This window comes from Chryseobacterium indologenes (assembly GCF_001295265.1).
Taxonomy (GTDB): domain Bacteria; phylum Bacteroidota; class Bacteroidia; order Flavobacteriales; family Weeksellaceae; genus Chryseobacterium; species Chryseobacterium indologenes_A.
On record NZ_LJOD01000002.1, the window covers coordinates 424,722 to 442,254 of the forward strand.

Here is a 17,533-nt window from a genome sequence, read left to right on the forward strand (position 1 = left end):
ATTTTCCTGCAGGAAAGATCAGGAAATTTCTCAAAGTATGAGCGAAGAAGCAGAAACCTCTTCTTCTATAGAAAATCTGAATATCCAGACCAATTCTTTTATTGAAATTGACAGTACAGGTATTTTAATGTTTCCATTACAGATGGGGGAAAACCCTAGAGAAAACCAAAAGTACTCTTATAAGGAAATGCCGGATAATGGATATTGGAACATCATCTTTCTTAATTCAAACACAAATGAATATCATCTGCTTACAGAAAAGAAAACTTTGATCCTGGATTATGACTACAAATATGGTACGGAAGAAGGAATTAACATTGCCAAAAAGACCAATCATATTTTTTATGTCATAAGAAACCTTGATTTTAATAAGGACAAATTGTTAAATGAAAAAGACCCCGCTTATTTATTTGTTTCAGATCGGTTCGGGAAAAATTTCAGACCCATTTCACCGGCGAATTATAATGTGAACAGCTGGAAATATATTCAGTCTTCCAATAAAGTAATCATGACTGTAACAAAAGACAGCAATAATAATAAGCTATTTGATGATAAAGATGAGGTCATGGCTTTCGAAATTGTATTAGACCAATCCGAAATGCCTAAAGAAGTCTTTCAGCAGGATATTAAAAATACACTCAAAAAGTTGTATGACAGAGACTGGAAAAGGATAAAATAATAGGTTTAGTCTATGTTGGTTACATATTTTAACAGAATGAATAGACTGCAAAGTCTTTTAATGTAATCAATAATAAATATGAATAGAAATAAACAACCTCATGATCCTTCAGATTTTCTATAGATTTGATTTAAAAAACAATTTAGATTTTCACGGAATTATTTATAAATTAGAGCGTTATAAATAAAAGAGGCAGGCTATCCGGAAAAGCAGGAAATTTTATCAAACTAAAAACTTACCATGGCAGAATATCAGGCAAAATCCATTAATTCTCTCACTTTTGAAGTCACTACCGAAGGACGTGCAGTAGGAAAACTTATTTACAAAAGCTGGTTCAGGTTTAATGCTGAATTACAGACATCCGTTCATTCTTATCAGATAGAACCGAAAGGTTTTTGGGGGACCACCATAGAATTGAAGGATGATGAAAAGATATTATTGAAATTCAGATTGAACTGGAACGGAGAAATTGTTGTTCAGACCTATTTTAACGGAATAAAAGAAAGCTATGTTTTTAAATACAGAGGAGTCTTTAAAGAAATGTTTGTCCTTACCGACCAGGAAGGAACAGAGCTTATGGTCATGAAGCCGCACCTGAAATGGACTTCCATGAATTACGAATACCATATCACAACCTCGGACGCATTTGAAGCTTCTTCCTATAAAGATATTCTATTGCTCAACTCTTTACACTGTGCCAACTATTATATGGCGATGATAACGTCTGCAATGATATAAATAAGAAAATCCAATGTCCTCAGACTTTACTCCTATCCTGGAACATTTCAGCCAGTATATTCCTGTAAGAGAACCGTTCAAAAAAGAACTGCTTGGCAGACTGTCTTTTCAGGTTTTTGAAAAAGGAGAACTCCTGCAGGATGCAGATAAGATCTGTACCAAAAGCTATTTTATTGTTAACGGACTCGCAAGAACCTATTATCTGAAAGATGGTGCAGAGATCAGCGAATACTTTTCCTGTGAGAATGAATGGATTAACTCGCCGAAAAGCTTCATAGAAAGAACAAAAGATATTTATTACATCGACTGCCTTGAAAAAACAGAGACCTTCTGCCTGAATGTGCAGGATCTTGTATATTTATTTGATCATTTTCCGGAAATGGAGCGGTACGCAAGGCTTTCTATGGGAAATGTATTCGGTCATTTGATGGAACGTATTACCTCACAGAGATTTACGACTGCCAAAGAAAAATATGAACATTTTCTCAGGATTTACAAAGGAATTTATCACCGTATCCCTCTGGGAATGATAGCCTCCTATCTGGGAATTACCCAGTCTACACTCAGCCGGCTCAGAGCAGAAAAATAGCTTTTTTGATCTGGGACAAAAACAAATTGAAACCGTTAGTATAGTTTTGTCAAAAAAAAGCGATGAAACTACTATTCAAAACATTTCTGATCCTGTTTTTTGCATGCAGCATATTAAAAGCACAGGACACGCTTGTATCAAAAAATACAGATGCCGTTTTATATACTCCCCCAAAAAAGATCCGTGGCCTGATCGTGGGATTGGGCGGTTCAGAAGGTGGAAATGCCTGGACTTCCAATCGATGGAAAGCCGTGAGGGATCAGTTACTGGATAAAGGGTATGCATTTCTGGCGGTGGCTTATTTCGGGTCTAAAAATTCACCCCGCCTGCTTGAGAAAATCGAAATAGAGGATGTCCACAAAATTATCCGGATTGCAAAAAGTAAAATTCATACAGACAAAATAGCCGTGATGGGCGGTTCCAGAGGAGCAGACCTGGCATTATTGCTGGGAAGCCATTTTCCGGATATTTCCTGTGTTATAGGACTTTCTTCAAGCCATGCTGTTTTTCCTGGCAATACCGATCATTTTTCTACATCTACCTGGACCTTTAACCGTAAAGAGCTGCCTTTTATTCCTGTAAACGAAGCTGCTGTACCCTTTATGATGCAGGGAAGTATCAGAAAAGCATTCGAAGCCATGCTTCAGGACCGTGATGCAGAACAAAAAGCCCTTATAAATGTTGAAAACATCAAAGGCTCTATCCTCCTGATCTCCGGAACGAAAGATGAAATATGTCCTTCATCCGAAATGTCCGACGCCATGATTCAAAGACTTAAGCAAAAGAAATTCCGTTATCATTATGAGCATCTTAAATTAGAAGGAGGGCACTCAGAACCCTATAACCATTTTGATAAAGTCTTTGATTTTCTTCAACGTTACTTTTAAAATCTGTGAAATGTAGTAATTAGTACATCTGTGGCATTATTTTAATGTCTGTTATCACATTTGATCTCCATGGCCGGTTCTTTTTTATCAAGGAATGTAATAACCGTGCATCCAAAAGATTGAGAAAGAAACCCGAATATTACTATAGGCTTACCTTTCAGAAGATAACCTGTCCATTGGGAGTTATAATCTGCCACATCCATTTCAACACCGTTGAGCGGGTAAAATTCTTCTCCTTCACCCTCCTTCACAAAGGATTTTTCAAATACCTGTTCTTTTTTAGCATTAAGAACAACCAGCTTCCGTTCAGAAATTTGTCCGTTTTCAAGGAAATCCTGAAGATAATAGGTCAGGTCATCATATTGTGCCTGATAGGTTTTTCCATATTCCGGCTTTCCTCCCTGAAAATATTTTTTAGAAACCTCCGGATCGGCCTTTTTCCATTTAATAGGCTTCATTTTGTTTTCTGCAAACGGGTTTTTATTTCCAAAAGCAGCAACCGTATTATTGTAAAGGCCGTAAGACTCATCAGAACTTTTTTGAGAATGTACCTTGAATCCAAGCATATAAGAATAGCCTTCAATCTCATCACCTTCTGAAACATACGGACTGAGATAGGCAACAGCTTTGAGCGTATTGATAGGAAGTTTTTCCAGTTGATTGGTTTCGTAATGATAAATGAACAGGAAATCATTTTCTGTGAGATGAATGGCATCCAGCATTTTTTTTCTGTGCTGGGTATCCAGTTCAAGATATTTCAGTTTTTCAAAAGGAATCTGTTTCTGTTTTTTAATCAGATCTTCCGGGACAGGATGAGGATCATCATAAATATCCGAAACCGAAATAAAAGAATCCGTAAAGCTGTTATTATCGATGGAGTAGATATCAAACAGATTAAAATTTTTATAATCTATTGGGTCTTCTGCCTGTGTTGTTTTTATAGAGCTGTTGGCCGCTACCACATCAGGAATGGACTTTTTCTCCTCTTTTTTACACCCGGATATAACCACCTGGCAGGAAAGTAAGGCAGCGGCAGTATTGATTTTTATTAACTTTTTCAAAGGGAAATTTCCGTTGTTGTTTAGGTAAAACATATATTAATAAAGTTTATAATAAGGTTCTGAGTAATAGTGGCTTGGTTTAATGTAAGCTGTTTTTCTGTCAGCATCAAAGATCCAGTTGAATCTTCTTAACATATCCGCACCCAGATAATTTCTGGTCTGCATTTTCATTTCCCCTGTAAAAAAGCCTGCTGCAACATCCTTCAGGACGAAATCTCCAAGCTTAAAAAAGGGAAGGACACCCTGTTTGGTCGTAACAACCGTTCCGTTGGAGGTTTTCAGTTGTTTTTCTCCGGCTATTTTCAGGGTTTTGTCAAGTTCTTTTTCCTCCGCAAAATCATTACTGTAGAGCAATGCCCCGGAATATCCCGATTGCAGTAAGAATAAAGCTTTCTGCTGTTTTTTACCGTCAATAACATTGTCCGCATTAATGAAGAACTGATCATTATTATAAAATACCGGAATGGGCAGATATCCTTTCACATCAGGTTTTTTATCATAAACAACAAACGTATTGCTGTCGTAGTCAATTTTAAATGCTTTTCCCTGAAACAGCCCGGTTCCTATCTTGCCGTCCGCTTCATGGCCCGTAAGCTCATTGTCGAAAAAACGTACTTTATCCAGGCTTATCTTCCCGATATCCACCGTATTATTATCACTGATTTCATCTTTAAAGATAATATGATCCGCTTTACGTTGTCTTTGTGGCGAGACAGAAGCATCTTTCATAGCGATCTGGAACATCAGGTCCAGAGAATCCTTCTTATTAACCAGTGCTTTGACAATAATAGTATGGTGTTTGGTAATCCGGAACGGGATAACCTGCTGGGCTTTCGGATTAAAAAATCCGGCAGTGAGAAGTAACAAAAGACTTGTTTTTTTGAGCATGATCAGGGAATTAGTTATTTAAAAATTTAAAATTACCGATTATCTTTGGAACAGCAAATAATAAAATGATATGGTTGAAAAGCTGCTTCACAGCGGGCTCCGTTGGGAAAAGAAAGAATTCAGGAGGAATGAGTTTCTGAAAATCTCAGGAAGTACAGATACTCAGATCTATTTTGTTGAGAAAGGAAGTATCCGGATTTTCATGACGGATGAAAATGAAGAGCGCATCATCCGTTTCGGATATACCGGAAATATTATTGTTTCATTAGATTCCTTTTTATCCGGAAAACCATCAGAATTTTATATCCAGGCAATCAAAAAAACAACAGTAAGAATTGCTTCAAAAAAAGATTTTTATGAATTTATTTATGCCGATGAAGAGCACCTTAAGTTTTGGATTTCCGTCCTGGAAGATCTTGTGATTCAGCAGATAGAACGTGAAAAAGATCTTCTGATTCATTCACCGGGAGAACGGTATGCAAGAGTTTTGAACAGAAGCCCGAAGCTGTTTCAGGAAATTCCCGGTAAATATATTGCCAACTATCTCAGGATGTCTCCGGAAACTTTGTCAAGGCTTAAAAAATCTTGAGTTCAATCAAGATTCAGGAAAAGATAAAGTGGGAAATTTGCTGAAAAAATAAGATGAAAATTTCTTCAGCCCAACTGATACTTGATCTTCAGAATACCGTCCAAAATACCATTCAGACTGCAGAAAACCTGAAAAATAAGCCGGAAAATGAGCTGAATTTCAGAACTTCTGAAAACAGCTGGAGTGCTCTGGAGTGCCTGGAACATCTCAACCGTTACGGTCATTTTTATATTCCTGAGATCACCCATAGGATTTCAGCTTCAGAAACCTCTGCCCGGCCGGTATTTATTTCCGGAATTTTAGGAAACTATTTTGCCGGTAGCATGCTTCCGAAAGAAAAGCTAAACCCCATGAAAACGTTTAAAAGTATGAATCCTCTGTACAGCCGTCTGGATAAAAGCACTGTGGATGAATTCATCAGACAGCAGCATCAGATGTGGGATCTTCTGGAAAAAGCAAAAAATATTGACCTGAGCAGAACCAAGACAAGCATAAGTATTTCAAAATTTATTAAGCTGAAATTAGGCGATACATTCAGGTTTGTAATCAACCACAATATAAGGCACCTTGTACAGGCAGAAAGAGTTCTGAAGAATATCTGACAAATCCGCGGGGAAATTCCGGAAATTGATTACCTTTAATTCAATGGAAATCATCTACCGAAAAATCATACAGACCCCATTGGGCGAAATGGCAGCCTGTGCCGTAGATCAGGGAATCTGCCTGCTTGAATTCACCGACCGGAAGAATATTGAGAAACAGTTTACCTCTTTATCAAAGGTTTTAAAAGCGGAAATTAAAGAAGGAGATCATTCCCTTTTCCAACAGCTGGAACAGGAACTGAAAGAATACTTTGAAGGAAAGAGAAGCTCCTTTGAAGTACCTCTTTATACAACCGGGACAGCATTTCAGGAAAAAGTATGGCAGCTGCTCCGCGAGATTCCGATGGGAGAAATCAGAACCTATAAACAACAGTCTGAATTTTTAGGAAACCCTAAAGCAATCCGGGCCGTTGGAACCGCCAACGGAATTAATAAAATAGCTATTCTGATCCCCTGTCACCGGGTTATTGGCTCAAATGGTGAGCTGGTGGGCTATGCCGGAGGAATCTGGAGAAAACAAAAATTATTGGAGTTGGAAAAGGCTATTTTATTTTGATTTTTGTAATTTTATACAAAATTTTACACGTGAAAAAAATATTAGCAGCACTTTGCATATCAGTTTCAGCATTCAGCTTTGCACAGGATTATTCTGTGCCGGCAGCAAGCCCACGCCAGAAGGTTGAGCAACAGTTTTCAATGTCCAAAATCACAATTGATTACGGAAGACCGGGAGTAAAAGGACGTAAAATATTCGGGGAACTTGTTCCTTACGGGCAGGTTTGGAGAGCCGGAGCCAACTCCTCAACAAAAATTACATTCGGACAATCCGTTAATTTTGGAGGGAAAATAGTTCAGGCAGGAACTTATGGTCTTTTCATCGTACCTACTGAAAAAGAATGGAAAGTTATCTTAAATAAAGATTTCCAGCAGTGGGGAGCTTATACTTATGATCCTAAACAGGATGTAGTAGACGTTACCGTACCGGTAAACAAATTGGCAGACAAGCAGGAATGGTTTGAAATTACTCTTAATCCTACCGATGAAAACTCTGGAAACTTAGTAATCAAATGGGATATGGCTCAGGCAGAAGTTGCTTTAAAACCGGCAAAACCGGATGCCGTGATCAAAATTTCAGATAAGCTGAAAGAAATCAAGAAAATTGAGTCTGATGCTGCAAAAACAAAAAGCTAAGCAATGAATTTTTCTGTACAGCCTGTATTGGAAAATCAGGAATACCAGTTAATCCCCTTACAGCAAGGGGATTTTGAGTCTTTATACGAAGTGGCCTCCGATCCGGAAGTATGGGAACAGCATCCCAATAAAGACCGTTACAAAAGGGAAGTCTTTGAAAATTTTTTCAAAGGAGCAATAGAAAGTAAAGGCGCTTTTAAAATTGTTGAAAAAGCTACCGGAAATATATTGGGAAGTACCCGTTACTATGATTTTGATGAAAATGACGGCCATATTTTCATCGGTTATACCTTCTATGGAACAAAATCATGGGGAAAAGGAATCAATCCTCAGATAAAAAAGCTGATGCTGGATTACATCTTCCGGTTTGTAAATAAAGTACATTTTCATATCGGGAAAGAAAATTTCCGTTCACAAACGGCTTTAGAAAGACTTGGTGGAAAGAAGATTGCCGAAGAGGAAGTAGCTTACTTTGCAGAACCCACCAGAACCAATTTTGTATATGAAATAAAAAAAGAAGACTGGATATGAAAAAATATAAAATCCAAAAATCTCCGTTCGTAGTTCCTACCACAGACGGAAAACTTATTGAAGAGCACTGGGGAAATTCAACCGGTAACAGCGGAATTTCCATTGCTCATATGATAGCCCCTCCGGATTGGAGTGAACCTCACCAGACCCCTGAGTTTGATGAATTCACATACATTATTTCCGGGAAAAAACAGTTTGAAATAGACGGTGAAATTGTCGTGCTGGAAAAAGGAGAAAGTATTTTAGTGGAAAAAGGAGCCAGAGTGCGTTACAGCAATCCGTTTTCTGAAGCCTGCGAATACCTTGCAATCTGTCTTCCCGCATTTTCTATGGAGCTGGTAAACAGGGAAGTGGAAGGAGTAGATTAATATAACAATACGTATTTGCAGGAGTCACCAGTACATTGTTAAGCCAAAAGCTGAACAATACCGATTCCTGTACAGAATAAAAAAGGCAGGTTTGCTGACTGCGAAACTGCCTTTTTATTAATTCTTATTTTAACTTCATTTCAGAATAAGAATATCCGAACCTATAGCTAAAAAGACCTGCCGGACTTGCTGTACTTAAGCTCTCTAACCCGAAGTCAGGTTATTTTAAAATTTCTTTCAGGAACATCAGCGTATGGTTCCAGGCTCTTTTGGCCATAACTTCATTATAATCCGGTGATTTCGGATCTGTGAAAGTGTGCTTTGAGTGGGCATATGTGATGATCTGCCAGTCGGCATTCCCCTCATTCATCTCCTTAATAAGGTTATTGTAATCTTCAGGAGTTACACTTTTATCATCAGCCGGGTTTTCAATAAGGATTTTAGCACTGATGGGGTTATTTTTTCTTGTCTGATCCTTACCAAGACTTCCATGGATAGAGACTGCACCTGCTACAGGAAGATTTCCCCTCGCAGATTCCAGTGCTCCCGTTCCTCCGAAACAATATCCGATTACAGCGATTTTGGCAGGAATAGCTCCGTTTTTCTTAAGCTGCTCCAATGCCAGTGAAATCCTTTTCTGATAAGCATCGTAATTTTTCTTGTAATATCCAGAGGTCTTAGAAGCACTTTCGTTATCAGCAGGAATATTTCCTTCTCCGTAAATATCGGCAATAAAAGCGATGTAACCTTGCTTTTCAAGTTCAGTAGCAGCCGTTTTTGCTTCCTGATCAATACCTTTCCAGGCAGGAAGAATCAATACGCCGGGCAGTTTTTTTCCGGCATTGGAAGTGATCATTCCATTAAGCTTTTGGCTGCCGTCCTGATAAGATAAAGGTTTAAGGCTTTGCCCGAAAAGGGCTCCTGAAGCCACTATCATTGTAGCAGCTAAGGCCGAACGTAGAGGAAATCTAGTTTTGGTAAGATTCCCATGTATTGTTTTTATACTCATAAGTTATCGTGTTATTTATGCCATTTATATAATCTGTAACTTCAATTTTATAAGGATTTTTGAAAAATATATGTATACGTATGGGGATATATAAATTTCCTTTTCCTGCCGCGGGTATTATGATTCTTTTTGATTGCTGGTCATAGTATTTAATCATATAACTAAAGGTAGGATCACCGATAACTTCGCGGTATATATCAAAATCTTCACGGGGTATTTCAGTTGAAAAATAAAGAGTTTTATTATACTTTTTTAAAAGATATTGAATGAAACTTTTATTCCAGAATTTACCCACAAGAAAGTTATATTCTTTATAACGGTCAAAAAAATCAACTTTCATACCTTCAGGAATATTTTGTGCATAGTATATAGCAAGAAAAGTATTTCTATCCATCAGTTCTTTTTTGGACCTTTTTTTCATGATATCATCCACAATCTTTCTGTTGATAGTATTGTAAATCTGTTCAATATTCCCGTTTAAGGCCACATCAAAGTTCTCCATCTTTTCAGGAGGGTATACTTTGCCCAATTCGCAAAGCTGCTGGGAACATCCGTTTCGTTCAGGAACTCCCGGAATAGTAGGGCAGGCATCATCCTTATCCAGGATTCCGTCACCATCTATATCCGTCCACGGGCATCCGTTATTTTCAGAAGGTCCGGGTACAGCAGGATACCCGTCATCCTTATCTGGTATACCATCCTGATCCGCATCTGGCCACGGACATCCGTAATTCTCTGCAGGACCCTTTTCATCAGGGCATTTGTCCAGATAAAACAAAATATGGTCCTGATCTTCATCCGAAAGACATATTTTCTTACTGAATTCTTTACGGCATTTTTTTAAATTCTCTTTGCCTTCTGTATTTTGGGCATGGTAAGAAGTACCTGAGAGTATCAGTAAAAATAAAATTTTCTTCATGGTTATAAAAAATCCTCAACTAAAGTAATAAAAATAACTTAGATTGAGGATTAATGTATTGTTTAGGAATGAAATACGATCAGAATAGTATACCCAAACCAACCAGTTCCTGTTTGAGATCCGTATCCGGATTGATTTTGATGGTATGAAAGCCCAATGACCGGGCCGTTTCAATATTTTTTGGATTATCATCGATGAAAACGGATTCTTGTGCGTGAATATTATATCTTTCCAATAAAACATACCAGATTTTCGGATCGGGTTTAATCAGTTTCTCTGTTCCTGAAACCACAATTTTCCCATCAAACAGCTGGAAGAAATCATAGTTTTCCAGTGCATAAGGAAATGTTTCTTCAGACCAGTTCGTCAATCCGAAAAGATGATAATCCGTATCAGCCAGCGCTCTCAGGATTTCTACGTTTTCGGGAATATCACTTTTCAGCATTACGGTCCAGTTATCATAATAGGCTCTGATTTCCTTTTCCCATTCCGGGAATTTTTTTACCTGGATTTCTGTGCCCTCCGCTAAAGTTCTTCCTCTGTCCTGTTCAATATTCCATTCATCCTGTGCAATGTTTTCAAGGAAATATTCCATTTTTTCATCATCATTAAAGTAGGTTTTGAAGAAATACCTAGGGTTCCAATCCATCAGAACACCGCCAAAATCGAATATAATATTTTTAATTTTCATAGTAAATCAAATGTTGAACCTGCTTAAATTTTTGAGCTAAAAAGTGCTTAAAAAAGTAAGCAGTTTAGAGTGCAGAAAAGAACTGCAATTCTGAAACTCATCAACAAAGATAACTGGAAAAATGGATTGGCAAAAAGGGATTTAAGAAGAATTTTTCAACTTCATAAATTCACAATTCGTTTAAGGCTTAAGTACCATCCAAAGGTCTTTTAAGTCAGGAATATAAGTGGTGATTAATGATGCATTTTGTTCCGGGTAATCTTTTGCTTCCAGGCAACCCCATTCACCCTTTGTTCTATACGGAATCACCTCTGCCCAAAGTGCTTTAGAAGGATCAATGGCCAGTAAAGCAGCTACAGTGTCGTGGAGCGCTTTTTCTTTGAGTTCTACGGCATCCAGAAACAAGCTGAGACCTTTGTTGTGACTTCGAAATGGAATAAGCAGTTCAGCATCCGCTTTTGTAAATATAGCACCATGACATACATTTTTACTGATCATACGTCTTTCGCTCATCGGGGTCGAAAACAGCGCTTCAGCAGCAAGAGGATTACCGTTCAGGTTAAAGGTTGCACAAGTGCGTTTCCCATCGAATTTCTCCAGACGGTATTCTTTAGGAACGATATTGTCTCCTGCAAAGCCTCCCTGACAAAACCAACGATTGAAGAAAACTCCGGTTTCAAATAAAGCATATGGATTTGTAAGGGCTGCCCCGGTTAATAAGGTGCAATCGGGAAACTGACGAAGTGTTTCTGCCATGATGTTAGCCGCAGTATCATCTGCTTCTGAATGTTTGAAATTTCCCACCCAGTCCCGGTGAAAATCGGAAACACGACTGGCAGCAGATTTAGGAGTGCCGGCTCCAATGCGGACATCTTCTCTGTCAAGAATTCGTAAAATATGACGTACAACACCAATCTGGTCTGTTCCGCCCGGATGTACAGAAACACTCACCAGGTGAACCAGTGGATGGGTTGCCAAAATAGCCAGGGTCATAGAGTCATCAGGATCGGCAGTTTCCATATCGAAATGGAAAGGTAATTTAGGGGACATGAAATAATTTTTGTTTAATGTATTAGTTTTGGCTGTAAAGATATAGAAAATAAAAATGATGTTTTATGGAGGACAACTATGCTTTATTTCTTGAATTTCGGAAGATGTCATTTGAGGAATAAAAAATTAAGCAAGTTTGTTATTTATACTTCCAGACATTCTTTCCAGGACAATAGTATTTCTTTCCAGTCTTCTAATGGAATGATTGTTTTGGGATAACCTTCCTGCCATAATTCAAAATGATCGGGCGTGATATGCGCAAACCAATAACTTTTTGCCAGTCCGTCTCCATAATCAGGATCATCAATGCCGGAAAAATTGCCGGATAGGGCCAAATCCAGATCAGCTACGAAATCATCAATATCATCGGGATGCCTGAAGCTGAAGATATAATTAGCGATCGGACTTCCGGAAACTATTCCATTGAATTTTTCTGATGTTTTTTGCATGATCAGATCATACTTTTGTAATACTGAGTTGTTCAATGTCTCAAAAAATTAGAATTTACCCTGCAAAAATCAGGAAAGTTTTTTATTTAACTCCATTTAGGAAGGATGAGTTTAAAAAAAAAAATAATATGCTGGAAAAAATTGTGGTTGATCAAGTGTTTGTATGATAAGCCTTATAGAATAATTGTTGTGGTCTTATTGTGTTTCAACATGATATTCTGAATCTAAAAAACCTGAGAAGCCTGTATGATCTGTGAAAGGCTAATTATTCCGGCTTATAAAACAGATACTGTCCGTTTTCATAATACGCGTTGATATGCTGGAGGCCATTGGTGAGAATAATTTCCTTCGCTCCGATAACTGAATTATATCTTGCGGTCTGCTCAAAAGTTTTTTCCGTTAATTTAATTTGCGGAGCCTTACATTCAATCAGGATTACAGGTTCTGTTTTCTCTGTGATTAAAAGGTCAATTCTTTTGGTAAGCCCGTTCAGAACAATCTTTTTTTCTGTGATAAGCGCAGAGGCAGAGTAAGCTTTTACCGTAAGATAATAATGGACCCAATGCTGCCTTACCCATTCTTCAGGGGTAAGTAAAAGATAAGTTTTGCGGACCAGATCATAAATAAAAAACTTATCTTTGTCTTTCTTGAATTTAAAATCAAAAGTTTCCTGAAAATTCAGTTTTGGAAGTTCCATTAATACGATGAAAGAATTAGATTTAATCCTCAAAAATATTAAAAATAAAGAAGTTTTACCTATTTATTTTTTCCACGGAGAAGAACCTTACTTTATTGATGTTGCTGTAAAAGCCCTTGAGCACAACTTTCTGGAGGAAGATGAAAAAGCTTTCAACCAGACAGTGGTGTACGGAAAAGATACCTCTTACCAGGAAGTTCTTTCACTGGCAAGACAGTTTCCGATGATGGGAGATAAGCAGGTGATTATTGTGAAAGAAGCACAGGACCTGAAATTTAATGAAGAGGAAAACCGGATTCTGGAAACTTATGTAGAAAATCCTGTACCTTCTACAGTATTGGTTTTTGCGCATAAGCATAAGAAGCTGGACAGCAGGAAGAAAGCAGCAAAGGCACTGGACAGGGCAAAAGTCCTTTTCTTAAGCGAATCTGTGAAAGACAGCGGCCTTGCAAAATGGATTGCCGACGAATGTGCCAGCCTAAAGATTAAAACAGCTCCGAATATCTCTCACCTCCTTGCAGAATATCTGGGCAACGATCTTTCAAGAATAGCGAATGAGCTGAATAAGCTGAAAATGATCCTTAAAGAAGGAGAAGTCCTGGACGGGACAATCGTGGAAAACCATATCGGGATCAGTAAAGAATACAATGTTTTTGAGCTTCAGAAAGCTTTGGGAACCAAGAATGCAGATGCAGCCTTTAAAATTGCACATTTCATGGGCAAAAACCCTAAGAACAATCCTTTTGTCATGATGCTGGCAAGTCTTTACAGTTATTTTTCCAACGTGATCATTTATCAGACTATGGCCGGGCAGCCGCCTCAGGTAATCGCTTCACAGATGGGAGTGAATCCTTATTTTGTTAAGGACTATGCAGAAAGTGCACGTCTTTATCCTTTGAAGCATGCTACAAGAGTCATTTCTATCCTGAGAGAATTTGATATGAAAGGGAAGGGGCTTGGAGCAGTGAATATGGGAGAAGCAGAACTGATTAAAGAGCTGGTGTACAAAATTATTAATGTAGATAAGATTAAAATGAAGGTCTGATCTTCAGCATCAGAATAAAAGCAGAAGTTTCATATCTAAAAAGATAAGCTGGTTTTATGATTAAAAATATTTTTCTGATTGTTTTATCGGTAGTTCTGTCCGGATGTGCTGTAAAGAATACGGCGGATAAAGTGGTAAAAGAAGAACAGTATGAACTGCACAGGGCACAGAAGCAGAAAGCGGTTCTTGTTTTATTTCCTTGCTTTCCATGTGATAGTGAGCATACAAAAGCTGAAGCGGGATTTCTGAAGGATATTGAAAAAAAAGGAATCAGCGTTTTACTTCTGAATTACAATAGGAAACTATTTTTAACTGAAGCTGAAAAGAAAGAATATGCCTCGGCTTTAGATGCTATATTCGATAAGAATAAAATTGAGAAGAAGAATATATTTATCGGTGGTTTTTCCAGTGGCGGAAATGTCGCGCTTCTGCTTTCAGACTATCTCATTAAGAATAAAAGTTCAGTACAGCCTAAAGGGCTTCTGGTGGTAGATTCTCCGGTTGATCTTGAAAAGCTGTACCATAATGCAGAAAAGGATGTTGCTGCCAATGTGGATCCGGATGCTGCGGGAGAGGGAAAATTTCTTCTGGAGCTGTTTGAAAAGGAATTGGGTAAGCCGGATGAGAATCCGGAAAGATATAAAGACGTTTCTCCTTATCTGATTTCTGTAAATTCAACGGAAAATATTCAGTATTTAAAAGGAATCAAAACACGCTTTTATTGTGAACCTGATCTGGAATGGCAGCAGCAAAACAGAGGCCGGACTTTTGAAGGTCTTAATGCTTTTATGCTGAAGAAAATGCATCAGTCACTTACCCATCTTGGAAGCCGTACCTCAGAATATATAGAAACCCGGAACCGGGGAATACGGGCCAACGGAAAAAGGCATCCCCATTCATGGAATATTGTGGAGCGTGAAGAACTGGTGAAGTGGATGCTGGCAAAATAGAGTTTGGAAACAGGCAGAATTGCTGTTTGAGCACTCAATATACAATTCAGTTTCCGGACTATGAACTTTCCGGTCAGTAACAAACAGCTGGGAATAGGACAGATAAAGCATTTATTGACAATCGGCATATCTGTTATTGACAAGTATCATTAAAATAACTTTAAAAAAACATTAAAAATTACGAAATTAGCAGACTTTAAAATTAAATCTTTTGAACAAGTAAATTTATGGAACAAAATATTTTAGATTGTGTGATCGTTGGATCCGGACCTTCTGGTTTTACAGCGGCTATCTATGCCGCAAGAGCAGATCTGAAACCTGAACTGTATACAGGTTTGGAACCGGGCGGACAATTAACAACAACTACGGAAGTGGATAACTTTCCAGGGTATCCGGCGGGGATTACAGGGCCTGAAATGATGATGGACCTTCAGAAGCAGGCAGAAAGATTTGATACCAAAGTTCATTATGAAATGATTACCAAAGCTGAATTCTCCAAAGAAGTAGGCGGTGTTCATAAACTATATGCAGGAAACAAAGAGATCTTTGCCAAGACGGTGATTATTTCTACGGGAGCTACAGCCAAGTATTTAGGTCTTGAAGATGAGAAAAAATATGCGGGAGGAGGTGTTTCTGCGTGTGCTACATGTGACGGATTTTTCTACAGAGGGAAAGATGTTGTGGTAGTAGGAGCAGGAGATACAGCAGCCGAAGAAGCTACTTATCTTGCAAAACTATGCAGAAAAGTAACGTTATTGGTGAGAAAAGATGTTTTCAGAGCCTCAAAGGCAATGGTTCACAGGGTAGAAAACACTCCGAATATTGAAGTGAAATTCCACCATGAATTAATCGGGATAGAAGGTGAAAACAGCCTGGTAGAAAGAGCCGTAATCATTAACAACCAAACTCAGGAAACTTCTACGGTTGATGTTGAAGGAATCTTCATCGCTATAGGCCACAAGCCGAATACAGATATTTTCGCAGGTCAGGTTGATCTTGATGAAAACGGATATATCGTTACAGAAAAAGGTTCTTCCAGGACTAACCTTCCGGGCGTATTTGCTGCAGGAGATGTTCAGGACCATATCTACAGACAGGCCATTACAGCGGCAGGAAGCGGTTGTATGGCTGCCATGGATGCAGAGAAATATTTAGCAGAACTGCATTAGAGTTCAGCTTATTAAAATAAAGGAAGACCGTCTTGAAAAAGGCGGTCTTTTTAGTTTCGTATTGAAACTATTCTGAATGTTAATTTTATAAAATGTAATTAAACTCAGGCTTTTACGGTTAACCATAATATTTATTCTGTTTTTCCGGCTACTTTTGAACGGCAATTTTAAAAATAACCGAATGGATGAAAATTTAATTCCTTCAAAATTTGATTTACTGACAATTGTTAACCTGGTGGCTCCCTCGCTTGAAGACATCAATACGGAAATAGACGAGCTCAGAAAAAGTCATCCTAAACTGAACAACAATGAGCTGTCGAAGAAATATTCTCAGAAAATAATAAAAAACTATACAAGCTTTGGGGTTGCCTCTGCTTTACCCAGCGTTATCCCGGGAGTAGGAACATTGGGACAGGTTGTCATTGAAGGCACAACCGTTACCGCTGATCTCACCTTAATGATGAGGCTCATGGCCAAGATCTGCTATGGAATAGGCGTAATTAACAGCAAAGATATGGAGCAGGGGTTTAACCGGGATTTTATTCATGTTCTGGGAGTCTGGTGCGGAGTTATTGTTTCTGCTAAAATAGCGGCTGAGAAAATCGGAACTAAGGTGGCTATTGCCCAGTTTAATAAAAATGTATCCGGTAAGGTACTGCAAAAGATTAATAATAGGGTGAGTATCACAATATTTACCAAATGGGGTACAAAAAGAGGAGGCATTGCATTGGGTAAGCTCATCCCATTTGGCGTAGGAGCAGCTGTTGGCGGTGGTTTTAATTATTACACGATGAATAGCTTTTCAAAAGCAGCGATAAAGCATTATGAATCGGATGATCATGAGGATTATATTGTGATTTGATCTTAGTTATTACCTTTTCATAAAGGCATAAAGGCTGCAAATAACCATTTTTGGAATTGTTTTTTTACCTCCCATAAAGTACTTCATACTTCAAACAAAATACCTAAATTTACCTTCCAATCAAAAATAAAACATGGAAAGAAAGGTTATTAAAATTAAGCACGTTACAGGAACTTATATTATCGAGGTGCCCAATGGAGCACTGAATGAAATGAAAACACAACTGGACAAGTGCCTGAACGATGAGCAGGGAGCTATTGTTGTGAAAGGGGAGGATGGAGATCAGTTTGTATATCCGTCTGATCTTCTAAAGAACAGTTTTATTTCAATAGTAGACAGGGAATAATGGGTGCTCTGAAAAAATAACTTCCCTGATTTTAAGTCTATTATTAAGTTTTGTTGAAATTTCTCACACAAAAGTTTTGCAGGAAAGTGAAATCGTTCTATATTTGCACCACTGAAAACAACGGTATAGCCGAAGTTCAGGGAGAGTTGGCAGAGTGGTCGATTGCGGCAGTCTTGAAAACTGTTGACTGTAACAGGTCCGGGGGTTCGAATCCCTCACTCTC

The 17,533-nt window shown here is 38.2% G+C and carries 23 protein-coding genes; 15 read left to right on the top strand and 8 right to left on the bottom strand.

What is annotated here, in order from left to right; all coding sequences use genetic code 11:
• The first annotated feature begins 37 nt into the window (after positions 1–37).
• The 4 genes from AOB46_RS05950 to AOB46_RS05965 all read left to right on the top strand — a co-directional run bounded on the left by AOB46_RS05950 (position 38) and on the right by AOB46_RS05965 (position 2,893).
• Entirely contained in the window at positions 38–679 is a 642-nt protein-coding gene (locus AOB46_RS05950) for a hypothetical protein (protein ID WP_062697265.1), read from the top strand.
• Between the two features lie 240 nt (positions 680–919).
• Positions 920–1,417 (top strand): hypothetical protein, encoded by a 498-nt coding sequence (locus AOB46_RS05955; RefSeq protein ID WP_062697267.1) that lies wholly within the window; start codon positions 920–922, stop codon positions 1,415–1,417.
• A gap of 13 nt (positions 1,418–1,430) precedes the next feature.
• Complete coding sequence (locus tag AOB46_RS05960) at positions 1,431–2,006, top strand: Crp/Fnr family transcriptional regulator (RefSeq protein WP_062697269.1); 576 nt, start codon at positions 1,431–1,433, stop codon at positions 2,004–2,006.
• Positions 2,007–2,068: 62 nt separating this feature from the next.
• Positions 2,069–2,893, top strand: a complete 825-nt coding sequence (locus AOB46_RS05965) for an alpha/beta hydrolase family protein (protein WP_062697271.1) — start codon at positions 2,069–2,071, stop codon at positions 2,891–2,893.
• Between the two features lie 41 nt (positions 2,894–2,934).
• Here AOB46_RS05965 and AOB46_RS05970 read toward each other — a convergent pair whose 3' ends face one another.
• Together AOB46_RS05970 and AOB46_RS05975 are read right to left on the bottom strand one after the other, a co-directional pair.
• Positions 2,935–3,987 carry a hypothetical protein gene (locus AOB46_RS05970; RefSeq protein ID WP_062697273.1) on the bottom strand — a complete coding sequence of 351 codons (1,053 nt, stop codon included), beginning with the start codon at positions 3,985–3,987 and terminating at the stop codon, positions 2,935–2,937.
• A gap of 3 nt (positions 3,988–3,990) precedes the next feature.
• Positions 3,991–4,842, bottom strand: a complete 852-nt coding sequence (locus tag AOB46_RS05975; RefSeq protein ID WP_062697275.1) for an aspartyl protease family protein — start codon at positions 4,840–4,842, stop codon at positions 3,991–3,993.
• Positions 4,843–4,912: 70 nt separating this feature from the next.
• Here AOB46_RS05975 and AOB46_RS05980 point away from each other — a divergent pair, with 70 nt between their 5' ends.
• From AOB46_RS05980 to AOB46_RS06005, 6 genes are read left to right on the top strand one after another with little or no spacing between them, the layout of a single operon-like run.
• Complete coding sequence (locus AOB46_RS05980; RefSeq protein ID WP_062697277.1) at positions 4,913–5,431, top strand: Crp/Fnr family transcriptional regulator; 519 nt, start codon at positions 4,913–4,915, stop codon at positions 5,429–5,431.
• A 53-nt stretch (positions 5,432–5,484) separates the two neighbouring features.
• Positions 5,485–6,033 (top strand): DinB family protein, encoded by a 549-nt coding sequence (locus AOB46_RS05985; RefSeq protein ID WP_062697279.1) that lies wholly within the window; start codon positions 5,485–5,487, stop codon positions 6,031–6,033.
• A gap of 43 nt (positions 6,034–6,076) precedes the next feature.
• Entirely contained in the window at positions 6,077–6,589 is a 513-nt protein-coding gene (locus AOB46_RS05990; RefSeq protein WP_062697281.1) for a methylated-DNA--[protein]-cysteine S-methyltransferase, read from the top strand.
• A gap of 29 nt (positions 6,590–6,618) precedes the next feature.
• The gene (locus tag AOB46_RS05995) at positions 6,619–7,224 is read left to right on the top strand and encodes a DUF2911 domain-containing protein (RefSeq protein WP_062697346.1); all 606 of its coding nucleotides are present in this window, start codon (positions 6,619–6,621) and stop codon (positions 7,222–7,224) included.
• Positions 7,225–7,227: 3 nt separating this feature from the next.
• Positions 7,228–7,755, top strand: coding sequence for a GNAT family N-acetyltransferase (locus AOB46_RS06000; protein WP_062697283.1), 528 nt, complete (start codon positions 7,228–7,230; stop codon positions 7,753–7,755).
• On the top strand, positions 7,752–8,123 hold the full coding sequence (locus AOB46_RS06005) for a cupin domain-containing protein (RefSeq protein ID WP_062697285.1): 372 nt from the start codon (positions 7,752–7,754) through the stop codon (positions 8,121–8,123). Before AOB46_RS06000 ends, AOB46_RS06005 begins: the two co-directional genes overlap by 4 nt.
• 220 nt (positions 8,124–8,343) lie before the next feature.
• Here the strand turns inward: AOB46_RS06005 and AOB46_RS06010 are convergent, their stop codons facing one another.
• From AOB46_RS06010 to AOB46_RS06035, 6 genes are all read right to left on the bottom strand, one after another.
• On the bottom strand, positions 8,344–9,060 hold the full coding sequence (locus tag AOB46_RS06010) for a dienelactone hydrolase family protein (RefSeq protein WP_062697287.1): 717 nt from the start codon (positions 9,058–9,060) through the stop codon (positions 8,344–8,346).
• A gap of 31 nt (positions 9,061–9,091) precedes the next feature.
• Entirely contained in the window at positions 9,092–10,051 is a 960-nt protein-coding gene (locus AOB46_RS24085; protein WP_062697289.1) for a thrombospondin type 3 repeat-containing protein, read from the bottom strand.
• A gap of 79 nt (positions 10,052–10,130) precedes the next feature.
• Positions 10,131–10,742 (bottom strand): HAD family hydrolase, encoded by a 612-nt coding sequence (locus AOB46_RS06020; RefSeq protein WP_062697291.1) that lies wholly within the window; start codon positions 10,740–10,742, stop codon positions 10,131–10,133.
• 180 nt (positions 10,743–10,922) lie between these two features.
• Complete coding sequence (locus tag AOB46_RS06025) at positions 10,923–11,792, bottom strand: nucleoside hydrolase (RefSeq protein WP_062697294.1); 870 nt, start codon at positions 11,790–11,792, stop codon at positions 10,923–10,925.
• Positions 11,793–11,935: 143 nt separating this feature from the next.
• Positions 11,936–12,241, bottom strand: coding sequence for a hypothetical protein (locus AOB46_RS06030; RefSeq protein ID WP_131724325.1), 306 nt, complete (start codon positions 12,239–12,241; stop codon positions 11,936–11,938).
• A gap of 265 nt (positions 12,242–12,506) precedes the next feature.
• Positions 12,507–12,938: a type I restriction enzyme HsdR N-terminal domain-containing protein gene (locus tag AOB46_RS06035; protein ID WP_062697297.1), complete on the bottom strand. Its 432-nt coding sequence runs from the start codon at positions 12,936–12,938 to the stop codon at positions 12,507–12,509.
• Between the two features lie 7 nt (positions 12,939–12,945).
• Between AOB46_RS06035 and holA the strand changes: the two genes are divergently transcribed.
• The 5 genes from holA to AOB46_RS06060 all read left to right on the top strand — a co-directional run bounded on the left by holA (position 12,946) and on the right by AOB46_RS06060 (position 17,310).
• On the top strand, positions 12,946–13,983 hold the full coding sequence (gene holA, locus AOB46_RS06040; RefSeq protein WP_062697299.1) for a DNA polymerase III subunit delta: 1,038 nt from the start codon (positions 12,946–12,948) through the stop codon (positions 13,981–13,983).
• 56 nt (positions 13,984–14,039) lie between these two features.
• A complete protein-coding gene (locus tag AOB46_RS06045) occupies positions 14,040–14,933 on the top strand; it encodes an alpha/beta hydrolase family protein (RefSeq protein ID WP_062697301.1) in 894 nt (297 codons plus the stop codon).
• 227 nt (positions 14,934–15,160) lie between these two features.
• Entirely contained in the window at positions 15,161–16,102 is a 942-nt protein-coding gene (trxB, locus tag AOB46_RS06050) for a thioredoxin-disulfide reductase (protein ID WP_062697303.1), read from the top strand.
• 181 nt (positions 16,103–16,283) lie between these two features.
• Positions 16,284–16,964: a hypothetical protein gene (locus tag AOB46_RS06055; protein ID WP_062697305.1), complete on the top strand. Its 681-nt coding sequence runs from the start codon at positions 16,284–16,286 to the stop codon at positions 16,962–16,964.
• Positions 16,965–17,097: 133 nt separating this feature from the next.
• Positions 17,098–17,310: a hypothetical protein gene (locus tag AOB46_RS06060; RefSeq protein WP_062697307.1), complete on the top strand. Its 213-nt coding sequence runs from the start codon at positions 17,098–17,100 to the stop codon at positions 17,308–17,310.
• Positions 17,311–17,533 lie beyond the last annotated feature (223 nt).